The 16,071-nt window shown below is 73.5% G+C and carries 12 protein-coding genes; 3 read left to right on the forward strand and 9 right to left on the reverse strand.

The genetic code is table 11. The annotated features are described in order from the left end of the window. Positions 1-310 precede the first annotated feature (310 nt). A complete protein-coding gene (locus tag J8M51_RS26365) occupies positions 311-2,356 on the forward strand; it encodes a phosphocholine-specific phospholipase C (protein ID WP_086755834.1) in 2,046 nt (681 codons plus the stop codon). Between the two features lie 117 nt (positions 2,357-2,473). On the opposite strand, the gene J8M51_RS26370 is transcribed toward J8M51_RS26365, so the two are convergent. Together J8M51_RS26370 and J8M51_RS26375 are read right to left on the reverse strand one after the other, a co-directional pair. Continuing rightward, complete coding sequence (locus J8M51_RS26370; protein WP_267299524.1) at positions 2,474-3,448, reverse strand: DMT family protein; 975 nt, start codon at positions 3,446-3,448, stop codon at positions 2,474-2,476. After that, entirely contained in the window at positions 3,445-4,245 is an 801-nt protein-coding gene (locus tag J8M51_RS26375; RefSeq protein ID WP_086755398.1) for a phosphatase PAP2 family protein, read from the reverse strand. The genes J8M51_RS26370 and J8M51_RS26375 overlap by 4 nt, the downstream gene beginning before the upstream one ends. Positions 4,246-4,523: 278 nt before the next feature. On the opposite strand from J8M51_RS26375, the gene J8M51_RS26380 reads away from it, so the two are divergent. After that, positions 4,524-5,138 carry a TetR-like C-terminal domain-containing protein gene (locus J8M51_RS26380; protein WP_086755399.1) on the forward strand — a complete coding sequence of 205 codons (615 nt, stop codon included), beginning with the start codon at positions 4,524-4,526 and terminating at the stop codon, positions 5,136-5,138. A gap of 155 nt (positions 5,139-5,293) precedes the next feature. On the opposite strand, the gene J8M51_RS26385 is transcribed toward J8M51_RS26380, so the two are convergent. The 3 genes from J8M51_RS26385 to J8M51_RS26395 all read right to left on the reverse strand — a co-directional run bounded on the left by J8M51_RS26385 (position 5,294) and on the right by J8M51_RS26395 (position 9,299). After that, positions 5,294-6,367, reverse strand: coding sequence for a DUF2510 domain-containing protein (locus tag J8M51_RS26385; protein ID WP_086755400.1), 1,074 nt, complete (start codon positions 6,365-6,367; stop codon positions 5,294-5,296). Positions 6,368-6,734: 367 nt separating this feature from the next. Next, entirely contained in the window at positions 6,735-7,922 is a 1,188-nt protein-coding gene (locus J8M51_RS26390) for an anhydro-N-acetylmuramic acid kinase (protein WP_086755401.1), read from the reverse strand. 24 nt (positions 7,923-7,946) lie between these two features. Continuing rightward, positions 7,947-9,299, reverse strand: coding sequence for an MFS transporter (locus J8M51_RS26395; protein ID WP_267299525.1), 1,353 nt, complete (start codon positions 9,297-9,299; stop codon positions 7,947-7,949). Between the two features lie 243 nt (positions 9,300-9,542). Here J8M51_RS26395 and J8M51_RS26400 point away from each other — a divergent pair, with 243 nt between their 5' ends. Continuing rightward, positions 9,543-12,215: an ATP-binding protein gene (locus J8M51_RS26400; protein ID WP_267299526.1), complete on the forward strand. Its 2,673-nt coding sequence runs from the start codon at positions 9,543-9,545 to the stop codon at positions 12,213-12,215. Between the two features lies 1 nt (position 12,216). Here the strand turns inward: J8M51_RS26400 and pcaDC are convergent, their stop codons facing one another. From pcaDC to pcaH, 4 genes are read right to left on the reverse strand one after another with little or no spacing between them, the layout of a single operon-like run. Then, positions 12,217-13,347: a bifunctional 3-oxoadipate enol-lactonase/4-carboxymuconolactone decarboxylase PcaDC gene (pcaDC, locus tag J8M51_RS26405; protein ID WP_086760841.1), complete on the reverse strand. Its 1,131-nt coding sequence runs from the start codon at positions 13,345-13,347 to the stop codon at positions 12,217-12,219. Continuing rightward, positions 13,344-14,675: a 3-carboxy-cis,cis-muconate cycloisomerase gene (gene pcaB, locus J8M51_RS26410; protein WP_086760842.1), complete on the reverse strand. Its 1,332-nt coding sequence runs from the start codon at positions 14,673-14,675 to the stop codon at positions 13,344-13,346. The genes pcaDC and pcaB overlap by 4 nt, the downstream gene beginning before the upstream one ends. Further along, on the reverse strand, positions 14,672-15,277 hold the full coding sequence (pcaG, locus tag J8M51_RS26415) for a protocatechuate 3,4-dioxygenase subunit alpha (protein WP_086760844.1): 606 nt from the start codon (positions 15,275-15,277) through the stop codon (positions 14,672-14,674). Before pcaG ends, pcaB begins: the two co-directional genes overlap by 4 nt. 6 nt (positions 15,278-15,283) lie before the next feature. Further along, positions 15,284-16,057 (reverse strand): protocatechuate 3,4-dioxygenase subunit beta, encoded by a 774-nt coding sequence (gene pcaH / locus J8M51_RS26420; RefSeq protein ID WP_086760846.1) that lies wholly within the window; start codon positions 16,055-16,057, stop codon positions 15,284-15,286. Positions 16,058-16,071: the final 14 nt, after the last annotated feature.

Raw genomic sequence — 16,071 nt, forward strand, 5'->3', positions numbered from 1 at the left:
GCGCCCGCCCGGCGCTGTTCGCGCGGTGGACCCCGACGTGTCACACCCGCGCCACGGACCCTTCCCCGGCGTTCGTTCCTCTTGGACCATTCCCCGGGGGTGCTTCGAGAGTCCCGCACAGTGCCTGGGGCGCCCGGCACGCACCCTCGCCGCACCGGCCAAAGACCCAAGTAGCTCCGCTACGAGGGCCTTCGTCCGGCACGCCGAGGGCACGCACCGGACACCCCAGGCACCGCACAGGACTCTCGAAGCACCCCCGTCGCGCAGGTCACATCCGACGCACCACGTCAGGACAAGAGGTCTTCCACCCATGCCTGAAGTCAACCGGCGGCGATTCCTCCAGGTCGCGGGCGCCACAACGGCGTTCAGCGCACTGTCGGCCAGTATCCAGCGGGCCGCGGCGCTGCCCGCGCACCACCGTTCCGGCACGATCGAGGACGTCGAGCACATCGTCGTCCTGATGCAGGAGAACCGGTCCTTCGACCACTACTTCGGCGCGCTGAGAGGGGTACGCGGCTTCGGCGACCCGCACCCGGTGACGCTGGACAACGGCAGGAGCGTGTGGCACCAGTCGGACGGCACGAAGGACGTGCTGCCGTTCCACCCCGAGGCCGACGATCTCGGGATGCAGTTCCTGGAGGGCCTGCCGCACAGCTGGCCGGACGGGCACGCCGCCTACAACGGCGGCAAGTACGACAGGTGGGTGCCCGCCAAGGGCACCACGACCATGGCGTATCTGACCCGCGAGGACATCCCGTTCCACTACGCCCTCGCCGACACGTTCACCGTGTGCGACGCCTACCACTGCTCGTTCATCGGCTCGACCGACCCCAACCGCTACTACATGTGGACCGGGTACACGGGCAACGACGGCAAGGGCGGCGGCCCCGTCCTCGGCAACGACGAACTCGGCTACGGCTGGACCACCTACCCCGAGCGCCTCGAAGCGGCCGGGGTCTCCTGGAAGATCTACCAGGACATCGGCGACGGCCTGGACGCGGCCGGCTCCTGGGGCTGGATAGCGGACGCCTACCGGGGCAACTACGGCGACAACTCGCTGCTGTACTTCAACAAGTACCGCGACGCCAAGCCCGGCGACCCCTGGTACGACAAGGCCCGCACCGGTACGGACGCCAAGGCCGGCGACGGCTACTTCGACCTGCTCAAGGCCGACGTGAAGGCCGGGAAGCTGCCGCAGATCTCCTGGATCGCCGCGCCCGAGGCGTTCTCCGAGCACTCCAACTGGCCCTCGAACTACGGCGCCTGGTACATCTCCCAGGTCCTCGACGCGCTGACCTCCGACCCGGCGGTCTGGGCGAGGACGGCCCTGTTCATCACCTATGACGAGAACGACGGCTTCTTCGACCACCTCGTGCCGCCGCTCCCGCCGCGCGACGCGGCCCACGGCAGGTCCACGGTCGACGTCTCCCTCGACCTCTACCAGGGCGACGCCAACCGGGTCGCCGGGCCGTACGGTCTCGGCCCGCGCGTCCCGATGCTGGTCGTCTCGCCCTGGAGCAAGGGCGGTTACGTCTGCTCGGAGACCCTCGACCACACCTCGATCCTGCGGTTCATGGAGCGCCGGTTCGGGGTGAAGGAGCCGAACATCTCGCCGTGGCGGCGGGCCGTCTGCGGTGATCTGACCTCGGCGTTCGACTTCTCCCGCAAGGACAGCCGGCCGGCCGCGCTGCCCGGCACCGACGCGTACGAGCCGCAGGACCGGGAGCGGCACCCCGACTACAGGCCCGCCGTCCCGGCGGACCCGAGCATGCCGAGGCAGGAGCGGGGGTCGCGTCCCGCCCGGCCGCTCAAGTACGCGCCCAGGGTGGACGGTTCGGCCGATCCCGGGGCCGGGACCCTCACCCTCACGTTCGCCTCCGGCGGCAGGGCGGGCGCGGCGTTCCTGGTCACCTCCGGCAACCGTACGGACGGGCCGTGGACGTACACGACCGAGGCGGGCAAGGCCGTGTCGGACACATGGAGTTCCGCGGCCTCCGGCGGCTCGTACGACCTCACTGTGCACGGGCCGAACGGCTTCCTGCGGGTCTTCCAGGGGCCGGGGAGGACGCGTGGGCCCGAGGTCACCGCGCGGCACGTCGGCGACGACGTGGAGCTGACCTTCACCAACAAGGGCTCCGCGGCGGTGAGCCTGAAGGTCGTCAGCGCGTACGGGGGACGGTCCCGTACGGTCCGGGTGCGGGCCGGGGCGACCGTCCGGCAGACCGTCGAACTGCGGGCGAGCCGGCGGTGGTACGACCTGACGGTCACCGGCGGCGGGGGGTTCCTCCGGAGGTTCGCCGGACATGTGGAGAACGGGCGCGTCGGGGTGAGTGATCCGGCGCTGGGGCGGAGGTAGGGCGCCTGAGAGCTCGGGGGACCTGTGATCGGGCGGCCCTGGCCGTACGTGGCTGAGCGCGCAGTTCCCCGCGCCCCTGGAGGCCTACGGCCCCAGGGGCGCGTCCTCCGCCGTCGCTCAGAGCGGAGTCAGGTGTCCGGGGGGACCAGGCAGCAACGAGGGTTCCGTCGGGGCGTGGTGGGGCTCCAGGGCGAGGACGGCCGCCACGGGGTGCTCCTCGGTGAGGGGGGCGGGATCGGCCGGTCGGTCGGGGTCCATGGGCCGGATCACGACCTCCGGGGTCACCCGGGTCAGCAGCACCACGCCCCGCGCCGCGACCACCGCCCCCGCCACGGCGAGCAGGACGCCGGCCACCCCGCCCCGCAGGCCCTCGCCGAGGAGGGAGAGACCGATCACGGCGGCGGCCAGCGGGTTCGAGAGGGTCACGACCGCGAGGGGCGCGCCCAGGCCCCCTCGGTACGCCGTCTGCGAGAGCAGCAGCCCGCCCACCGCGAACGCGGCGACCAGCAGGGCCACCACGACGACCTCCAGGTCGAGGAGGGACCCCGAGCGGTCCGTCGCGGCGACCGTGACCGTCTGCGTGAGCGCGGAGGCCACACCCGAGGCCACGCCGGAGGCGCCGGCGTGGCGCAGTCCGGGCCTGGTGCCGGGCCGGGAGAGCAGACCGGCCAGGACGACGGTCGCACCGGCCACGGCGACGGCCTCCGGGAGACTCAGCACGTCGTCCGGGGCGGGCCCCGACGCGACGACCAGGATCGCCGCCAGCCCGGCCAGCGTGAGCGCGGTGCCCCGCCACTCGGTCGCGGTGACCCGCCGCCCGGCCACCCGCGCCCCGAGCGGCACCGCCGCCACCAGCGTGAGCGCGCCGAGCGGCTGCACGACGGTCAGGGGGCCGTACTTGAGCGCCACGACATGCAGCAGCGCGGCGCCCGCGTTCAGCGCGACCGAGGCCCACCAGGCACCGCTGGCGAGCATCCGCCGTACGCCGGCGTCGGCGCTGCGCGCGGCCAGCCGCTCCTGGGCCACGGCGGCGGTCGCGTAGCCGACGGCGGAGAGCAGCGAGAGGACGACGGCGACGAGGGTGGCGTTCATCGGCCCGCTCCGGCCAGGACGGGCTCTTCGGCCGGTACGAGGGCCTTGGAGTGCTGCCCGGCGGTCGTGGCCGTCCGCTGCGGCAGCTGGATCACGGCGAGGGCGACGGCCAGCAGGCCACCGGCCACGATCGCGTCCAGCCAGTAGTGGTTCGCGGTGCCGACGATCACGACCAGGGTCACCAGCGGATGCAGCAGCCACAGCCACCGCCGTCGGGAGCGGGTCGCGGCGATCAGCCCGATCGCGACCATCAGGGCCCAGCCGAAGTGCAGCGAGGGCATCGCCGCGAACTGGTTGGCCAGGGAGTCGGTCGACGGCGTCGCCGAGTAGACCGTCGGCCCGTACACCTGTCCGGTGTCGATCAGGTGCGCGCCGTCCAGCATCCGCGGCGGGGCCAGCGGGAACGCGAGGTGCAGCAGCAGGGCGGCGCCGGTGAGGGCGGCCAGGACCCGGCGTGCCCAGACGTAGTGCGCCGGGCGCCGCAGGTACAGCCAGACCAGGAAGGCCGCGGTGGCCGGGAAGTGGACGGTCGCGTAGTAGACGTTCGCGACGTGGACCAGCGTGTCGCCGTGCAGCAGGGCCTCCTGCACGGAGGCCTCGTCCGGCAGGCCGAGGGCACGCTCCCAGCTCCACACGTCGTGGGCGTTGCGGAAGGCCTCGGCGGTGTGGCCGTTGGCCAGCAGCCGTCCGAACTTGTAGACGAGGAAGAGCCCTGCGACGAGCAGGAACTCACGGACGAGGGGCGGCCGCGCTATCGCGGCGGCCGGCTCTTCCACAGGCTCGGTGCGGCATTCCATCCCCCGGCCCTTTCACTGACGGCGCTGGTGGCGCTGGTTCCCTTGGCGGTACTGGCGAACGCGGATCGATACATCGATACGACCTCGTACCGGTACAGCTCCGTACCGGTACAGCCTCGTACCGATACGCGCTGGTACCGATACGAGAGTGTACCGATACGCCACTGTACCGAAACGACGGGGTATCGATACGGCACTGTACCGATACGTTGGCGTTCCGGTACAGTGGCGTATCGACAGGCCTTTCGGCACGGGGACGACCGAAGGAGACACGGGTCATGACGTCGCAGGCAGCGGACGGGCCGGAGACGGCCGTCGCCTCGCGCCGCTCCAAGCTCACGCCCGAGCGTGAGCAGGAGTTCTTCGACGCTGTGCTCGAACAGGTCCGTGAGTGCGGGTACGACTCGGTGACCATGGAGGGCGTCGCCGCGACCACGCGGTGCAGCAAGTCGACGCTCTACCGGCAGTGGAGGACGAAACCGCAGTTCGTGGCCGCCGCGCTGCGCGCCCGCCGCAGTGTCCGCTTCGCCGGGATCGACACCGGCACCCTCGCCGGTGACCTGCGCGAGGTGGCCCGGCACGCGGGGGAGGGCTACGTCCTGGAGGGTCGGCTCTTCCAGGCCCTCGGCAATGCCGTCGTGCAGGACGAGGAGTTGAAGACCGCCCTGCGGGACGCGCTGGTGGAACCGGAGATCGAGGCGCTCCGGGCGATGATCGCCCGGGGAGTGGCCCGGGGCGAGGTCGCCGCGGACCATCCGGCGCTGGAGTTCATCCCCGCACAGGTTTTCGGCGTCCTGCGGGCCCGGCCGGTCCTGGAGGGCAAGGACGCGGACGAGACATACATCATCAAGTTCATCGAGGCGGCCGTGCTGCCGACGCTCGGCCTCGTATGAGACTCAGGCCGCCGTCCGTGGGTTGAACCCGACGACGACCTGATCGCGCCGCACCGTGGGGACGGGGGCGGCGCGCACCCCCGGCCGGGTGGGATTCCTCTGGAGCGGAGAGGAATCCCACCCGGCCGACTTCTTTTGCGGTGCCGTCCGTCGGCTCACACGTCCTGGCCGCTGCCGCCCCCGCTGATCGACGCCTTCTTGATGCCCTTGGTGATCTCGTCGATCACCGACTGCCTGGGCGCCTTGTCGCTCACGTCGACGCCGAAGCGGACCACGACGAGCTTCGAGGAGTCGGCGGGGGAGGGGAAGGCCAGCGACTCGACATAGCCGTCGTCGCCCTTGCCCGTGACCACCTTCCAGCGGACGTAGTAGCCCTTCTGCCCGGCCACGGTCACCGCCTTGGAGGCCAGCTCCTCGTGCGAGGTGATCTTCCCGTAGCCCTCGGAACCGTAGGCGTCCTCGGCGGCCTGGGAGATGTCCTCCTTGGCGGCGGCCTCGGCGGTGGTGGCCTTCAGCTTCAGCAGCTCGGCGGGCGACGAGTAGGCGCCGCCGCGCGTGCAGGTCTTCGTGGCGTCGGCCGGGCACTCGTACGAGGCCTCCGTCGTCACCTGCGCACCGGCCTGCAGCGCCGAGCCGAGCCAGCCGTCCGGTACGGGGATGCTGATACCGCTGGTCGTGTCGGTGGCGTACCCCTCCTCCAGTTGCGGCGGCTGCCCGGACCCGTCCGGCGCCGGGGTCTGCCCGCCGGAACCGCCGGAGCCACCCGAGCCACCGGGTCCGCCCTGGCCGCCGGAATTGCCGCCCGGCCCGCCCTGACCACCGTCGGTGCCGCCCGTGCCGCCCGTGCCGTTCTGCCCGCCGGGGCCCTGGGACGTCGCGCTGCCCCCGCCGCCCCCGTCGTCACCGGCCAGGGCGTACACGCCCACCCCGATGCTGGCCAGCACCGCCGCCGCCACGGCCACGGCTATCCCGGTGCGCAGGCCGCGCTTCGGAGCCGCGGCCGGGTACCCGGGATACCCCGGATGCCCCGGATACCCGGGGTGGCCCCCGGGCCCCGGCGGATAGGGCGCGGCGCCCGACGGATAGGCCGGGGGCCCGAATCCCGCGGCCGGGCCCACGGGCCGGATCCGGTCCGTCCACGCGTTGCCGTCCCACCAGCGCTCGGTGGCGGGCGCGTCACTTGTCTGCCCGGGGTCGGGATACCAGCCGGGAGGAGTCACCTGCGTCATGGGGCAACCGTATGAGGCCGGAGTGAAAACCGGATGAGAGGGGAGGCATATCGGCCCGCCGCGGCCGTTCTCCGTTCCCCGGGCTGGGGGCTGGGGGCCGGTTACCGGTTGCCGGTTGCCGGATGCCGGGTGTGGTCCGCCGGGCGGGGCCGGCAGCCTGCTGATGCGGGCCGCCGGAGTCGACGCGTGGCCCGCGCGCCATGGCCCGCCGACCCGAAGTGCCGATTCCCTCGCCGCCTGTCCCGGCCTGGCCGACGGCCGTCTCCGCAGGGGCCTTCCGGCCGGGAGACGCTCCCGACGAACGGTCGGATGCCCCGCGGCTCCCGGCCGTACCGGCCGCCTCCTTCACCCTCTCCACTCCCTCCGCTCACCGCACGACCAGCCGCACCGGCGGCCCCACCCCGGGTCCGGTGCCCGCTCCCGGCAGGGGCGGCAGTCCCGGGCGGCCCGGGGTCACCGATCCCAGCACGCTCGGGTGGCGGGCGCCCGTGCTCGCCGGGGCGGTGCCCGGGAGGCCGTGGACGGTCAGGAAGCCGAGGACGGCGAAGGCGTACGCCTCCTTCGCGTCCGCAGGGAGTCCCAGTTCGTCCGACACCCGCAGCGGGACGCCCGCCAGCTCCGTGCCCAGCATCCGTGTCAGCGTCGGATTGCGGGTGCCGCCGCCCGAGGCGATCACCTCGGTGGCCCGCACCGCGCGGGTGGCGTCGGCGACCGTACGGGCCGTGAGGAGGGTGAGCGTGGCGACGACGTCCGCCGGGCTCAGCACCGTGAACCCGGCCAGCGCGGCCCGCAGATAGCCGCCGTGGAAGACTTCCTTGCCCGTGGTCTTCGGCGCGGGCAGCGCGTAGTACGGCTCGGCGAGCAGCCGCCGCAGCAGCGGCTCGTGGACGGTGCCGGCGGCGGCGAGCGTCCCGTCCGCGTCGTACGTCAGCCGGCCACCCGTCGCGTCCCGCACGGCCGCGTCGATCAGGGCGTTCGCGGGCCCGGTGTCGAAGGCGGTGCCGTCGGGCGCGGTGAGGTTGGCGATGCCGCCCAGGTTGAGGGCGACCGGGGTGCCGGGCCGGCCCCGCAGCCACAGCAGGTCGACGAGGCTCACCAGCGGCGCGCCCTGGCCGCCCGCGGCGATGTCCCGGGGCCGGAAGTCGGCGACCACCGGCAGCCCCGTCGCCTCGGCGATCCAGGCGGGCTGCCCGAGCTGCAGGGTGCCGAGGACCCGGGTCCCCGCGCCTGCCCCGCCCGGCTCGGTCCAGTGATGGACCGTCTGACCGTGCGAGGCCACCAACTCGGCTCGCCCGTCGCAGAGTTCACGGTTCGCCTCGACCGCCGCCGCCGCGAACGCCTGCCCGATCCGGGTGTCCAGCCGGCACACCTCGGCGACGGTCGTGGCCGCCGGCGGGAGCGCCCGGCCCAGCGCCGCGCGCAGTTCGCCGTCGTACGCCCGGCAGACCAGTCCGAGGGGCCGCAGCACGAGGGTGTCCCCGTCGAGGTCCAGGTCCGCCGCCGCGGCGTCGACGGCGTCGTACGACGTCCCGGACATCAGCCCGATCACCCGCATGGCATCTCGACTCCCATACCCGCCTCAACTCCCCAGTCCGCCCTGCGACTTGCCGTCATCCGGCGACCCGCGGAGCGTCAGCAGCGCGAGGGCGCTGACCGCGCAGGTCGCGGCCGCGTAGTACGCGGGGATGTCCACACTGCCCGTCCGCTCGATCGTCTCCGTGATGATGAGGCCCGCGCAGCCCGAGAACACGGCATTGGACAGGGCGTAGGCGAGTCCCAGGCCGGTGTAGCGCACGCTCGTAGGGAACATCTCCGCCAGCATGGCCGGACCCGGGCCCGCCATCAGCCCGACGACCGCGCCCGCCGCGCACACCGCCAGGCCCTTCACCGCGTTCGAACTCCCGGTGTCCTGAAGCAGGTTGAGCAGCGGAACCGCCAGGACCGTCACCGACAGGGCGCCCGTGAGCATCACCGGCCGCCGTCCGACCCGGTCGCTGAGCCATCCCGCCGGGACGATCGTGACCGCGAAACCGAGATTGGCCAGCACGGTCGCCAGCAGGGCCTGGCGGAACGTGGCGTCCAGACTGCTCTGCAGATACGACGGCAGCACCACCAGGAAGGTGTAACCCGCCGCCGCCCAGCCCATGACGCGCCCGGCCCCGAGCACCACCGCGCGGACGGTCTCACGGACCGGCGGCCGTCCCCGCGCCCCCGCCCGCTCCTGCCCCTGTTCCTGGCCCCGCTCGCGCCGGAAGGCCGGCGTCTCGTCCAGCCGCAACCGCAGCCACAGCGCGCCGAGACCGAGCGGCAGCGTCAGCAGGAACGGCAGCCGCCACCCCCACGCCGCCAGCTGGACGGGGGACAGGACGGTGGCCAGCACGGCGGCCACCCCCGCCCCGCCCAGCAGCCCCAGCGCCACCGTGAACGACTGCCACGACCCGTACAGCCCCCGCCTGCCCGGCGGCGCGAACTCCGTCATCACCGACACCGCGCCACCGAACTCCCCTCCCGCGGACAGCCCTTGGAGCACCCGCAGAAGGGTCAGCAGCCACGGCGCGAGGGCGCCGGCCGTGTCGTACGTGGGGAGCGCGCCGATCAGTGTCGTCGCCACCGTCATCAGGGAGATCACCAGGATCAGCACCGGACGCCGCCCGATCCGGTCCCCGAGCGCGCCGAACAGCGCGGCGCCGACCGGCCGGAAGAAGAACGCCAGCGCGAACGAGGCGTACGTCCGCACCAGTCCCTCGGCCTCGCCGCCACCCTCCGGGGTGAAGAAACGGGCCGCGATGACCGTCGCGAAGTAACCGTAGACACCGAACTCGTACCACTCGATCAAGTTGCCGACCGATCCCGCGAACAGCGCCCTGCGGGACCGTGCGGGCCCCTCGTGCCGTGCGGGGCCCGGGGTGCGGCCGGGGTCGGGTGGGCGCATGGCGTCTCCTGGAGGGGGTGGGGGCCGCCGGTACCGGAGATCGGGAAAACCGGCGGTGGATCACGGGCAGTTGACTGTCCATCACTTTCAACGCGGCAGGTGGGCGGCCGGATGCGTCGCCCCGGAGCCCTCCGATGTCACCCGACACGGCAATAGGTGCCCGGACCAGCCTCCACTTCGGCAGCCGGAGGGCTACGCTCAATCACCTGTACGTCGTTCGGGCGACGCTGGGGAGGTAGCGGGATGACGGAGGGACGGCCCGGTGAGGCCGCCTCGGCTTTCCTGTGGGAGCGCGACGCGGAGATCGCCGCCCTCACACAGGCGATCGACGAACTCCGCGTCGACAAGGCGTCTCCGGGCAGTGTCCTGGTGTTCAGCGGTGAGGCGGGCATCGGCAAGACCGCCCTGCTGACCGAGGCCCGCCGGATCGCCGAGGAACGCGGCTGCAAGGCCTGGTACGCACGCGGCGGCGAGACCGTCACGTCCGTCCCCTTCCACGTCGTACGGCAGCTGCTGCAGCCCGCGTTGATCGGGCTGCTGGAGGAGGAGGTCCGCGAGTACCTGGGCGACTGGTACGACATCGCCGGAGCGGCGCTGGGACTCACCGAGCCGGGCGCGGGCCCGGTCGACCCGCAGGTCGTGTGCGACGGGCTGGTCACCGTCATGAACCGCCTCTCCCGGGTGAGCTGGCCGCTCGTGCTGTTGATCGACGACGCCCACTGGGCCGACCAGGAGACCCTGCACTGGCTGTCCTCCGTCGTCGCCCGCCTGACGGAGATGTGCGTCCTCGTCGTGGTGGCCCGTCGGCCCGGCGAGGCCACCGGTGAGCGCAGCGACCATCTCGCCCGGATCGCCGCCGAGTCCCGCCCGGTCCCCACGCTCAAGATGCTCACGCCCGGCGCCGCCGCCGGTCTCACCCGCGCCACGGTCGGCGAGCACGCCGACGACCCGTTCTGCCGCGAGGTGTGGGCGGTGACCGGCGGCAACCCGTACGAGACCGTCGAACTCCTCGCCAAGGTGCAGGACAGCCGGCTGGAACCGGTGGAGGACTCCGCCGCCGAGCTGCGCGCCCTGAACCGCACGGCACGCGGTCGCGGCCTCGTCGCCCGTCTGGAGTCGCTCGGCATCGACGCCACCCGCTTCGCGTGGGCCGCGGCCATCCTGCACACCGGCATCTCCGTGGAGATCGTGGCCCGGCTCGCCTCGCTGAGCCGGGAGACGGCGGTGGAGTGCGCCGAACTGCTGACCGAGGCCCGCATCCTCACCGAACCCGGCCCGGTCAATCGCCGGGCGGGCGCCGGTGATCTGGAGTTCGTGCACCCGCTGATCGCCACCGAGGTCTACAAGTCGATCCCGCCGGGCATCCGCACCGCGTCCCACGGTGTGGCCGCGACGGTCGTCACCGAGTCCGGGCGGGGCGCGGCGGCGGCCTCCCGCCACCTCGTCGAGGTGCACGCCGACGGCGACGCCGAACTGGTCGAGCAGTTGCGGACCGCCGCGCGCGAACACCTCGCCGTGGGCGCCCCCGACGCCGCCCGCCGCTGTCTGGAGCGGGCCCTCAAGGAACCCCCGCCCCAGGAGGTCCGGGTCCGCGTCCTGTACGAACTGGGCTGCGCCGGTCTCCTCACCTCCCCCGCCACCACCGTCGAATACCTCCGGTCGGCCCTCGCGGAACCGGGGCTGGACAGCGAGGAGCGGGTGGACGCGGTGTTCCGTCTCTCCCAGGCGCTGCTCCACAACGACCAGTTGGAGGAGGCGGTCCGTACCGTCGACGCGGAGGCCGCCCGGATGGAACCGGGCCCGGGGCGGATGCGGCTCCAGGCCGCGCACTACATGTGGGCGGTCATCCACGGCGACGTGGAGTTCTCGCCGACCCACTCCCAGGAGCTGACCGCACTCGCCGCGGCCTGCACGGGACGGGACAACTCCGAGCGGGCGCTGCTCGTCCTGCGCGGCTTCGACGCGGTGGTGCGCGGCGAGAGCGCCGAGGAGGTCGTCGAGTTCTGCGACCGTGCCCTCGTCAACGGCCGGCTGGCCCCGGGCCTCGGCTGGACCGACAGCGAGTGGGGCTTCGAACTGCCGATGATGCTGGCCGTCGCGTACGCCTACGCGGACCGGCTCGACCGGGCGGAGAGCCTCTACACGGAGGCCCTGCGCACCTATGAGAGCGCCGGATGGACCGGCGGCCACCTCGCCCTGGCCCACGCCTACGTCGGTCTCGGGCATCGCCTGCGGGGCCGTCTGAAGGAGGCGGAGAAGTCCCTGCGCAAGTCGCTGGCCTTCGCCGAGCAGGTCGGCCGCAGACTGCCCCTGCACTGGACGGCGACCTGCAACCTGGTCGACACCCTGCTCGCGCGCGGCCATGTCGAGGAGGCCTGGGCGGTGGCCGAGGAACACGGCTTCGCGCCCCCGTACCCGTCCACCGTCGTCCTGCCCGACCCCCGTTCGGTACGGGGCCGGCTGCTGCTCGCCGTCGGCCGCACCAAGGACGGCATCAACGAATTGGAGGCCGCGGAGAAGGCGGCCGCCGCCCGTGGCCATCACAACACGATCATCGCGCCCTGGGGCGGGGACCTGGCCCGCGCCCTCGCCACCGAGGACCCGCGCCGCGCCGCCGAACTCGCCCTGAGCGTCCGCCGCCGTGCCGAACGCCTCGGCACGGACACCGCCATCGGCGAGGCGCTGCGCGTCGAAGCCCGTCTGGCCACCGGCAAGCAGGCCGCCGCGCTGTACGCGAAGGCGGTCACCTATCTGGCGGCCTCGCCCTCCGCGTACGAACACGCGGCGGCCCGTGTCGACCACGGCATCGCCATCCGCTCGGTCGCCGAACTGAAGCGGGGGCTGGACCTGGCCGACTCCTGCGGCGCTGACGGCCTCGCGGAACGGGCCAGGGAGGCGTTGGGCCGGCTCGTGTAGCTCAGTCCCGGCCCTCGTCCTCCTCCTCCGCCAGCACCCGCTGGGCCGTCGCGAAGGCGGAGTTCGCCGCCGGGACACCGCAGTACACGGCGGACTGCAGGAGGACGGCGGCGATGTCGTCGGGGGTGAGGCCGCCTCGGCGGGCGGCCCGGATGTGCATGGCGAGTTCGTCGTAGTGGCCGTGGGCGATCAGCGCGGTCAGGGTGATCATGCTGCGTTCACGGCGGGAGAGCGTGGGGTCGGTCCAGATCTCGCCCCAGGCGTAGCGGGAGATGAAGTCCTGGAAGCGGGCCGTGAAGGGCACCTGCCGGGACTGGGCACGATCCACGTGCGTGTCGCCGAGGACCTCGCGGCGGACCTCCATGCCCCGCCGCGCGTATCCGTCGAAGTGCCCGCGCAGCGCGGCGAGCACGGCCTCCGGGCGCTCGGCGGGGGCGAGATGGGACGCCCCGGGGATCTCGGTGAGCGACGATCCGGGCACCGCGTCCGCGATCTCCCGCAGCTGCGCGGGCGGTGTCGCCGGATCCTCGCGGCCCGCCACGAGGAGCGTGGGCGCGGAGATCCGGGACAGCTCCCCGCGGATGTCGAACGCGGCGAGCGCGTCGCAGCAGGCGGCGTACGCCCCCGGATCGGCGCGCCGATGGTCCTCGACCAGCTCCGGCACGGTGAAGCCGGGCGTGAACCAGCGCGCGTCGGCGGTCTCCGCCAGCCCGGCCAGCCCCTCCGCGCGCACCAGCTCCGCCCGCTCCCGCCACGGCCGCTCCCCGTTGAAGTGGGCCGAGGAACAGATCACGGCGAGGGACGACACCCGCTCCGGACGGTGTGCCGCCAGCCACAGACCGACCGCGCCGCCCAGGGACACCCCCGCGTACGCGAACCGCTCGATGCCCAGCGCGTCCGCCAGGTCCAGCACCAGGGCGGCCAGTTCGGCGACCGTCGCCCCCGGGGCGATCAGACCGGCCGGGGAATCGCCGTGGCCCGGCAGATCCCAGCGGATCACCCGGTGCGTGACCGACAGCTCGGGCGCCACCTTGTCCCACAGCCTGGTGGAGGTGCCGAGGGAGGGGCCGAGCAGCAGCGGGGGCGCCGAAGTCGGGCCCTCCGCGCGGTGGTTGAGCAGCTTGTCAGTCAACGTCGCTCCAGGGCACGGTCGGTGAGGGCTCCGGCGGAGCCGGTGTAGTGGGTGGGGTCGGTGAGGTCCGCGAGGTCGACGTCCTTCAACTCCGGCTCCTCCGCGAGGAGTTCGCCCAGCGTTCGCCCCTCGGAGTACACCCGCTCTGCGGTCCGGGTGAGCAGTTCCCTGGCACGGGCCCGGCCCAGCACCGGCGCCAGCCCGGCCGCCAGCCGCTCGGAGACGATCAGCCCATGGGTGAGGTCCAGGTGACGGCGCATCGCGTCGGCGTCCACCCGGAGGCCCCCCGTGAGTTCCACCGCGTCCCGCGCGGCGCCCCCGACCAGCCGCAGCAGATCGCGCAACGGTTCCCACTCCGCGTGCCACGCCCCGGCCGGCCGTTCGTCCTCGGCGGCCAGCGCGCCGTACAGCGTCGCGGCCAGCTGCGGCGCCCGCCGGGCCGCCGCCGCGATCAGCGTGGACCGTACGGGGTTCGCCTTGTGCGGCATCGCCGACGAACCGCCCCCGCCGGCCTCGGCGACCTCCGCGATCTCCGTGCGGGCCAGGGTGAGCACGTCCACCGCGATCTTCCCCAGGGCCCCCGCGGTGAACGCCAGCGCCCCGGCCAGGTCCGCGACCGGGGTGCGCAGGGTGTGCCAGGGCAACTCCGGTGTGTGCAGGCCGAGTTCGCTGGCGTACGCGGCGCCCAGCGCGGCGGTGTCGGTCGCCCCGAACACGGTGAAGGCCGCCAAGGTGCCCGCCGCGCCCCCGAGTTGGGCGGGCACTGTCGCCCGGACGACCGCGAGCCGGTCCCTGGCGTCCAGGAGCAGCGAGCGCCAGCCCGCCGCCTTCAGCCCGAAGGTCGTGGGCACGGCGTGCTGGGTGAGGGTACGGCCGGGCATCGCGGTGTCCCGGTGCGCGGCGGCGAGCGCGGCGAGCGCGGACTCGGTGCGGCCGAGGTCGGCGAGGACGAGGTCCAGGGTGCGGGCGGCCACCAGCATCGCCGCCGTGTCCATGATGTCCTGGCTGGTCGCGCCCCGGTGGACGTACGGGCCGTACTCCGGGCCGACCGCCTTCGTGAGGTCGGCGACCAGCGGGATCACCGGGTTGCCGCCGGAGCGGGCACGGTCGGCCAGGGACCGTACGTCCAGGGCGGCCGAGTCCGCCGCCGAGGTCACCGCCGGACCGGCCGCGGCGGGGACCAGCCCCAGCGCGGCCTGGGCGCGGGTCAGCGCGGCCTCGGCGTCGAGCAGCGCCCGCAGCCAGGCGGTGTCGCTCGTCGCGGTCGCGGCCGGGGAGCCGGTCCACCCGGGGGCGAGCAGACCGGCGTCGGTGTCGGCAGACGTCACTGGAACTCCAGGAAGACCGTTTCGCCTTCGCCCTGAAGGCGGATGTCGAAACGGTAGGCGCCGGGGCCCCGCTCCTCGGCGATCAGTGTGCCCCGGCGCGCCTCGTCCACCCGGGAGAGCAGCGGGTCGGCGGCCAGCGCGGCCTCGTCGCCCGGCAGATAGATCCGGGTGAACAGATGGACGAGCAGGCCCCGCGCGAAGACGCAGACACTGAGGTAGGGCGCGCTCTGCCCGCGCGCGCCGGGCCGCAGCGTACGCGCCGTCCAGTGCCCGTTCGCGTCGGTCTGGATGCGCCCCCAGCCGGTGAACTCGACGCCGTTGCGGCCGAGGAAGCCGCCGCTCGCCGGGTCGCGCCGCATCGAGCCGTCGGTCCGGGAGAGGTTGCCGTCCGGGTCCGGGCCCCACAGCTCCAGGAAGGCGTCCGGCAGCGGGTCGCCCTCGCCGTCGAGGATGCGGCCCTGGAGGGAGATGGTGTCGGGGTGGCCGACGGGGGCGATGTCACCGCCGCCGGGGAAGGGCAGGGCGTGGCCGTAGAAGGGGCCGACCGTGTGCGACGGGGTCGGGAGCACCGTCTCGGGACGGCTGGTGTCGATCTTCGTCATGGCTGGTCAGCGCCCTTCTTCGATCCAGGTGGCCTGCGGGCCGTCGAGCACGATGTCCCAGGCGTAGCCCATCGAGAACTCCGGCACGGACAGGCTGTGGTCGTACGTCGCGACCAGCCGCTGCCGGGCGGCGTCGTCCGTCACCGACTGGATGATCGGGTCGTAGGGGAACAGCGGGTCGGCCGGGAAGTACATCTGCGTCACCAGCCGCTGGGTGAAGGCGGTGCCGAAGAGCGAGAAGTGGATGTGCGCCGGACGCCAGGCGTTGAGGTGCTGCCGCCACGGGTACGGGCCCGGCTGGATCGTCGTGAAGTGGTAGTGCCCGTCGGCGTCGGTGAGGGTGCGGCCGACGCCGGTGAAGTTCGGGTCCAGCGGCGCGTCGTGCTGCTCGCGCTGGTGGGCGTAGCGGCCGGCCGAGTTGGACTGCCAGATCTCCACCAGCTGGCCGCGCAGCGGGCGCCCGTCGCGGTCGAGGAGCCGGCCGGAGACGGTGATGCGCTCACCGATCGGCTCGCCGTTGTGCTGCCGGGTCAGATCGTTGTCGATCTCGGTGATGTCCCGCTCCCCGAAGGCGGGCGCGGACAGCTCCACCAGCTCCGGGTCCTGGGTCACGTCGATCGCGACCGGCGGCTGCCGGGGGTGCCGCAGCACCGAGGACCGGTACGGCGCGTAGTCCCGGCGGGGCTGGTGCTCCACCGGCGCCCCGTCGGCGACCCGCTTCTCGTAGGCGGCGTGCTCGGCGGCGATCTCTTGGTCGATGTCGTGCTGGGTGAGGGTCATGGGGTGTCCCTGGG

Origin of the sequence: Streptomyces griseiscabiei, assembly GCF_020010925.1 — a bacterium.
Classification (GTDB): Bacteria; Actinomycetota; Actinomycetes; order Streptomycetales; family Streptomycetaceae; genus Streptomyces; species Streptomyces griseiscabiei.

Excerpts from the sequence above, each read along its gene's own strand:
- J8M51_RS26385 (WP_086755400.1), bottom strand. The coding sequence starts at position 6,367 with ATGACGCAGGTGACTCCTCCCGGCTGGTATCCCGACCCCGGGCAGACA.
- pcaG (WP_086760844.1), bottom strand. The coding sequence starts at position 15,277 with ATGACGAAGATCGACACCAGCCGTCCCGAGACGGTGCTCCCGACCCCG.
- J8M51_RS26380 (WP_086755399.1), top strand. The coding sequence starts at position 4,524 with ATGACGTCGCAGGCAGCGGACGGGCCGGAGACGGCCGTCGCCTCGCGC.
- J8M51_RS26395 (WP_267299525.1), bottom strand. The coding sequence starts at position 9,299 with ATGCGCCCACCCGACCCCGGCCGCACCCCGGGCCCCGCACGGCACGAG.
- J8M51_RS26400 (WP_267299526.1), top strand. The coding sequence starts at position 9,543 with ATGACGGAGGGACGGCCCGGTGAGGCCGCCTCGGCTTTCCTGTGGGAG.
- pcaH (WP_086760846.1), bottom strand. The coding sequence starts at position 16,057 with ATGACCCTCACCCAGCACGACATCGACCAAGAGATCGCCGCCGAGCAC.
- J8M51_RS26370 (WP_267299524.1), bottom strand. The coding sequence starts at position 3,448 with ATGAACGCCACCCTCGTCGCCGTCGTCCTCTCGCTGCTCTCCGCCGTC.
- J8M51_RS26375 (WP_086755398.1), bottom strand. The coding sequence starts at position 4,245 with ATGGAATGCCGCACCGAGCCTGTGGAAGAGCCGGCCGCCGCGATAGCG.
- J8M51_RS26390 (WP_086755401.1), bottom strand. The coding sequence starts at position 7,922 with ATGCGGGTGATCGGGCTGATGTCCGGGACGTCGTACGACGCCGTCGAC.
- J8M51_RS26365 (WP_086755834.1), top strand. The coding sequence starts at position 311 with ATGCCTGAAGTCAACCGGCGGCGATTCCTCCAGGTCGCGGGCGCCACA.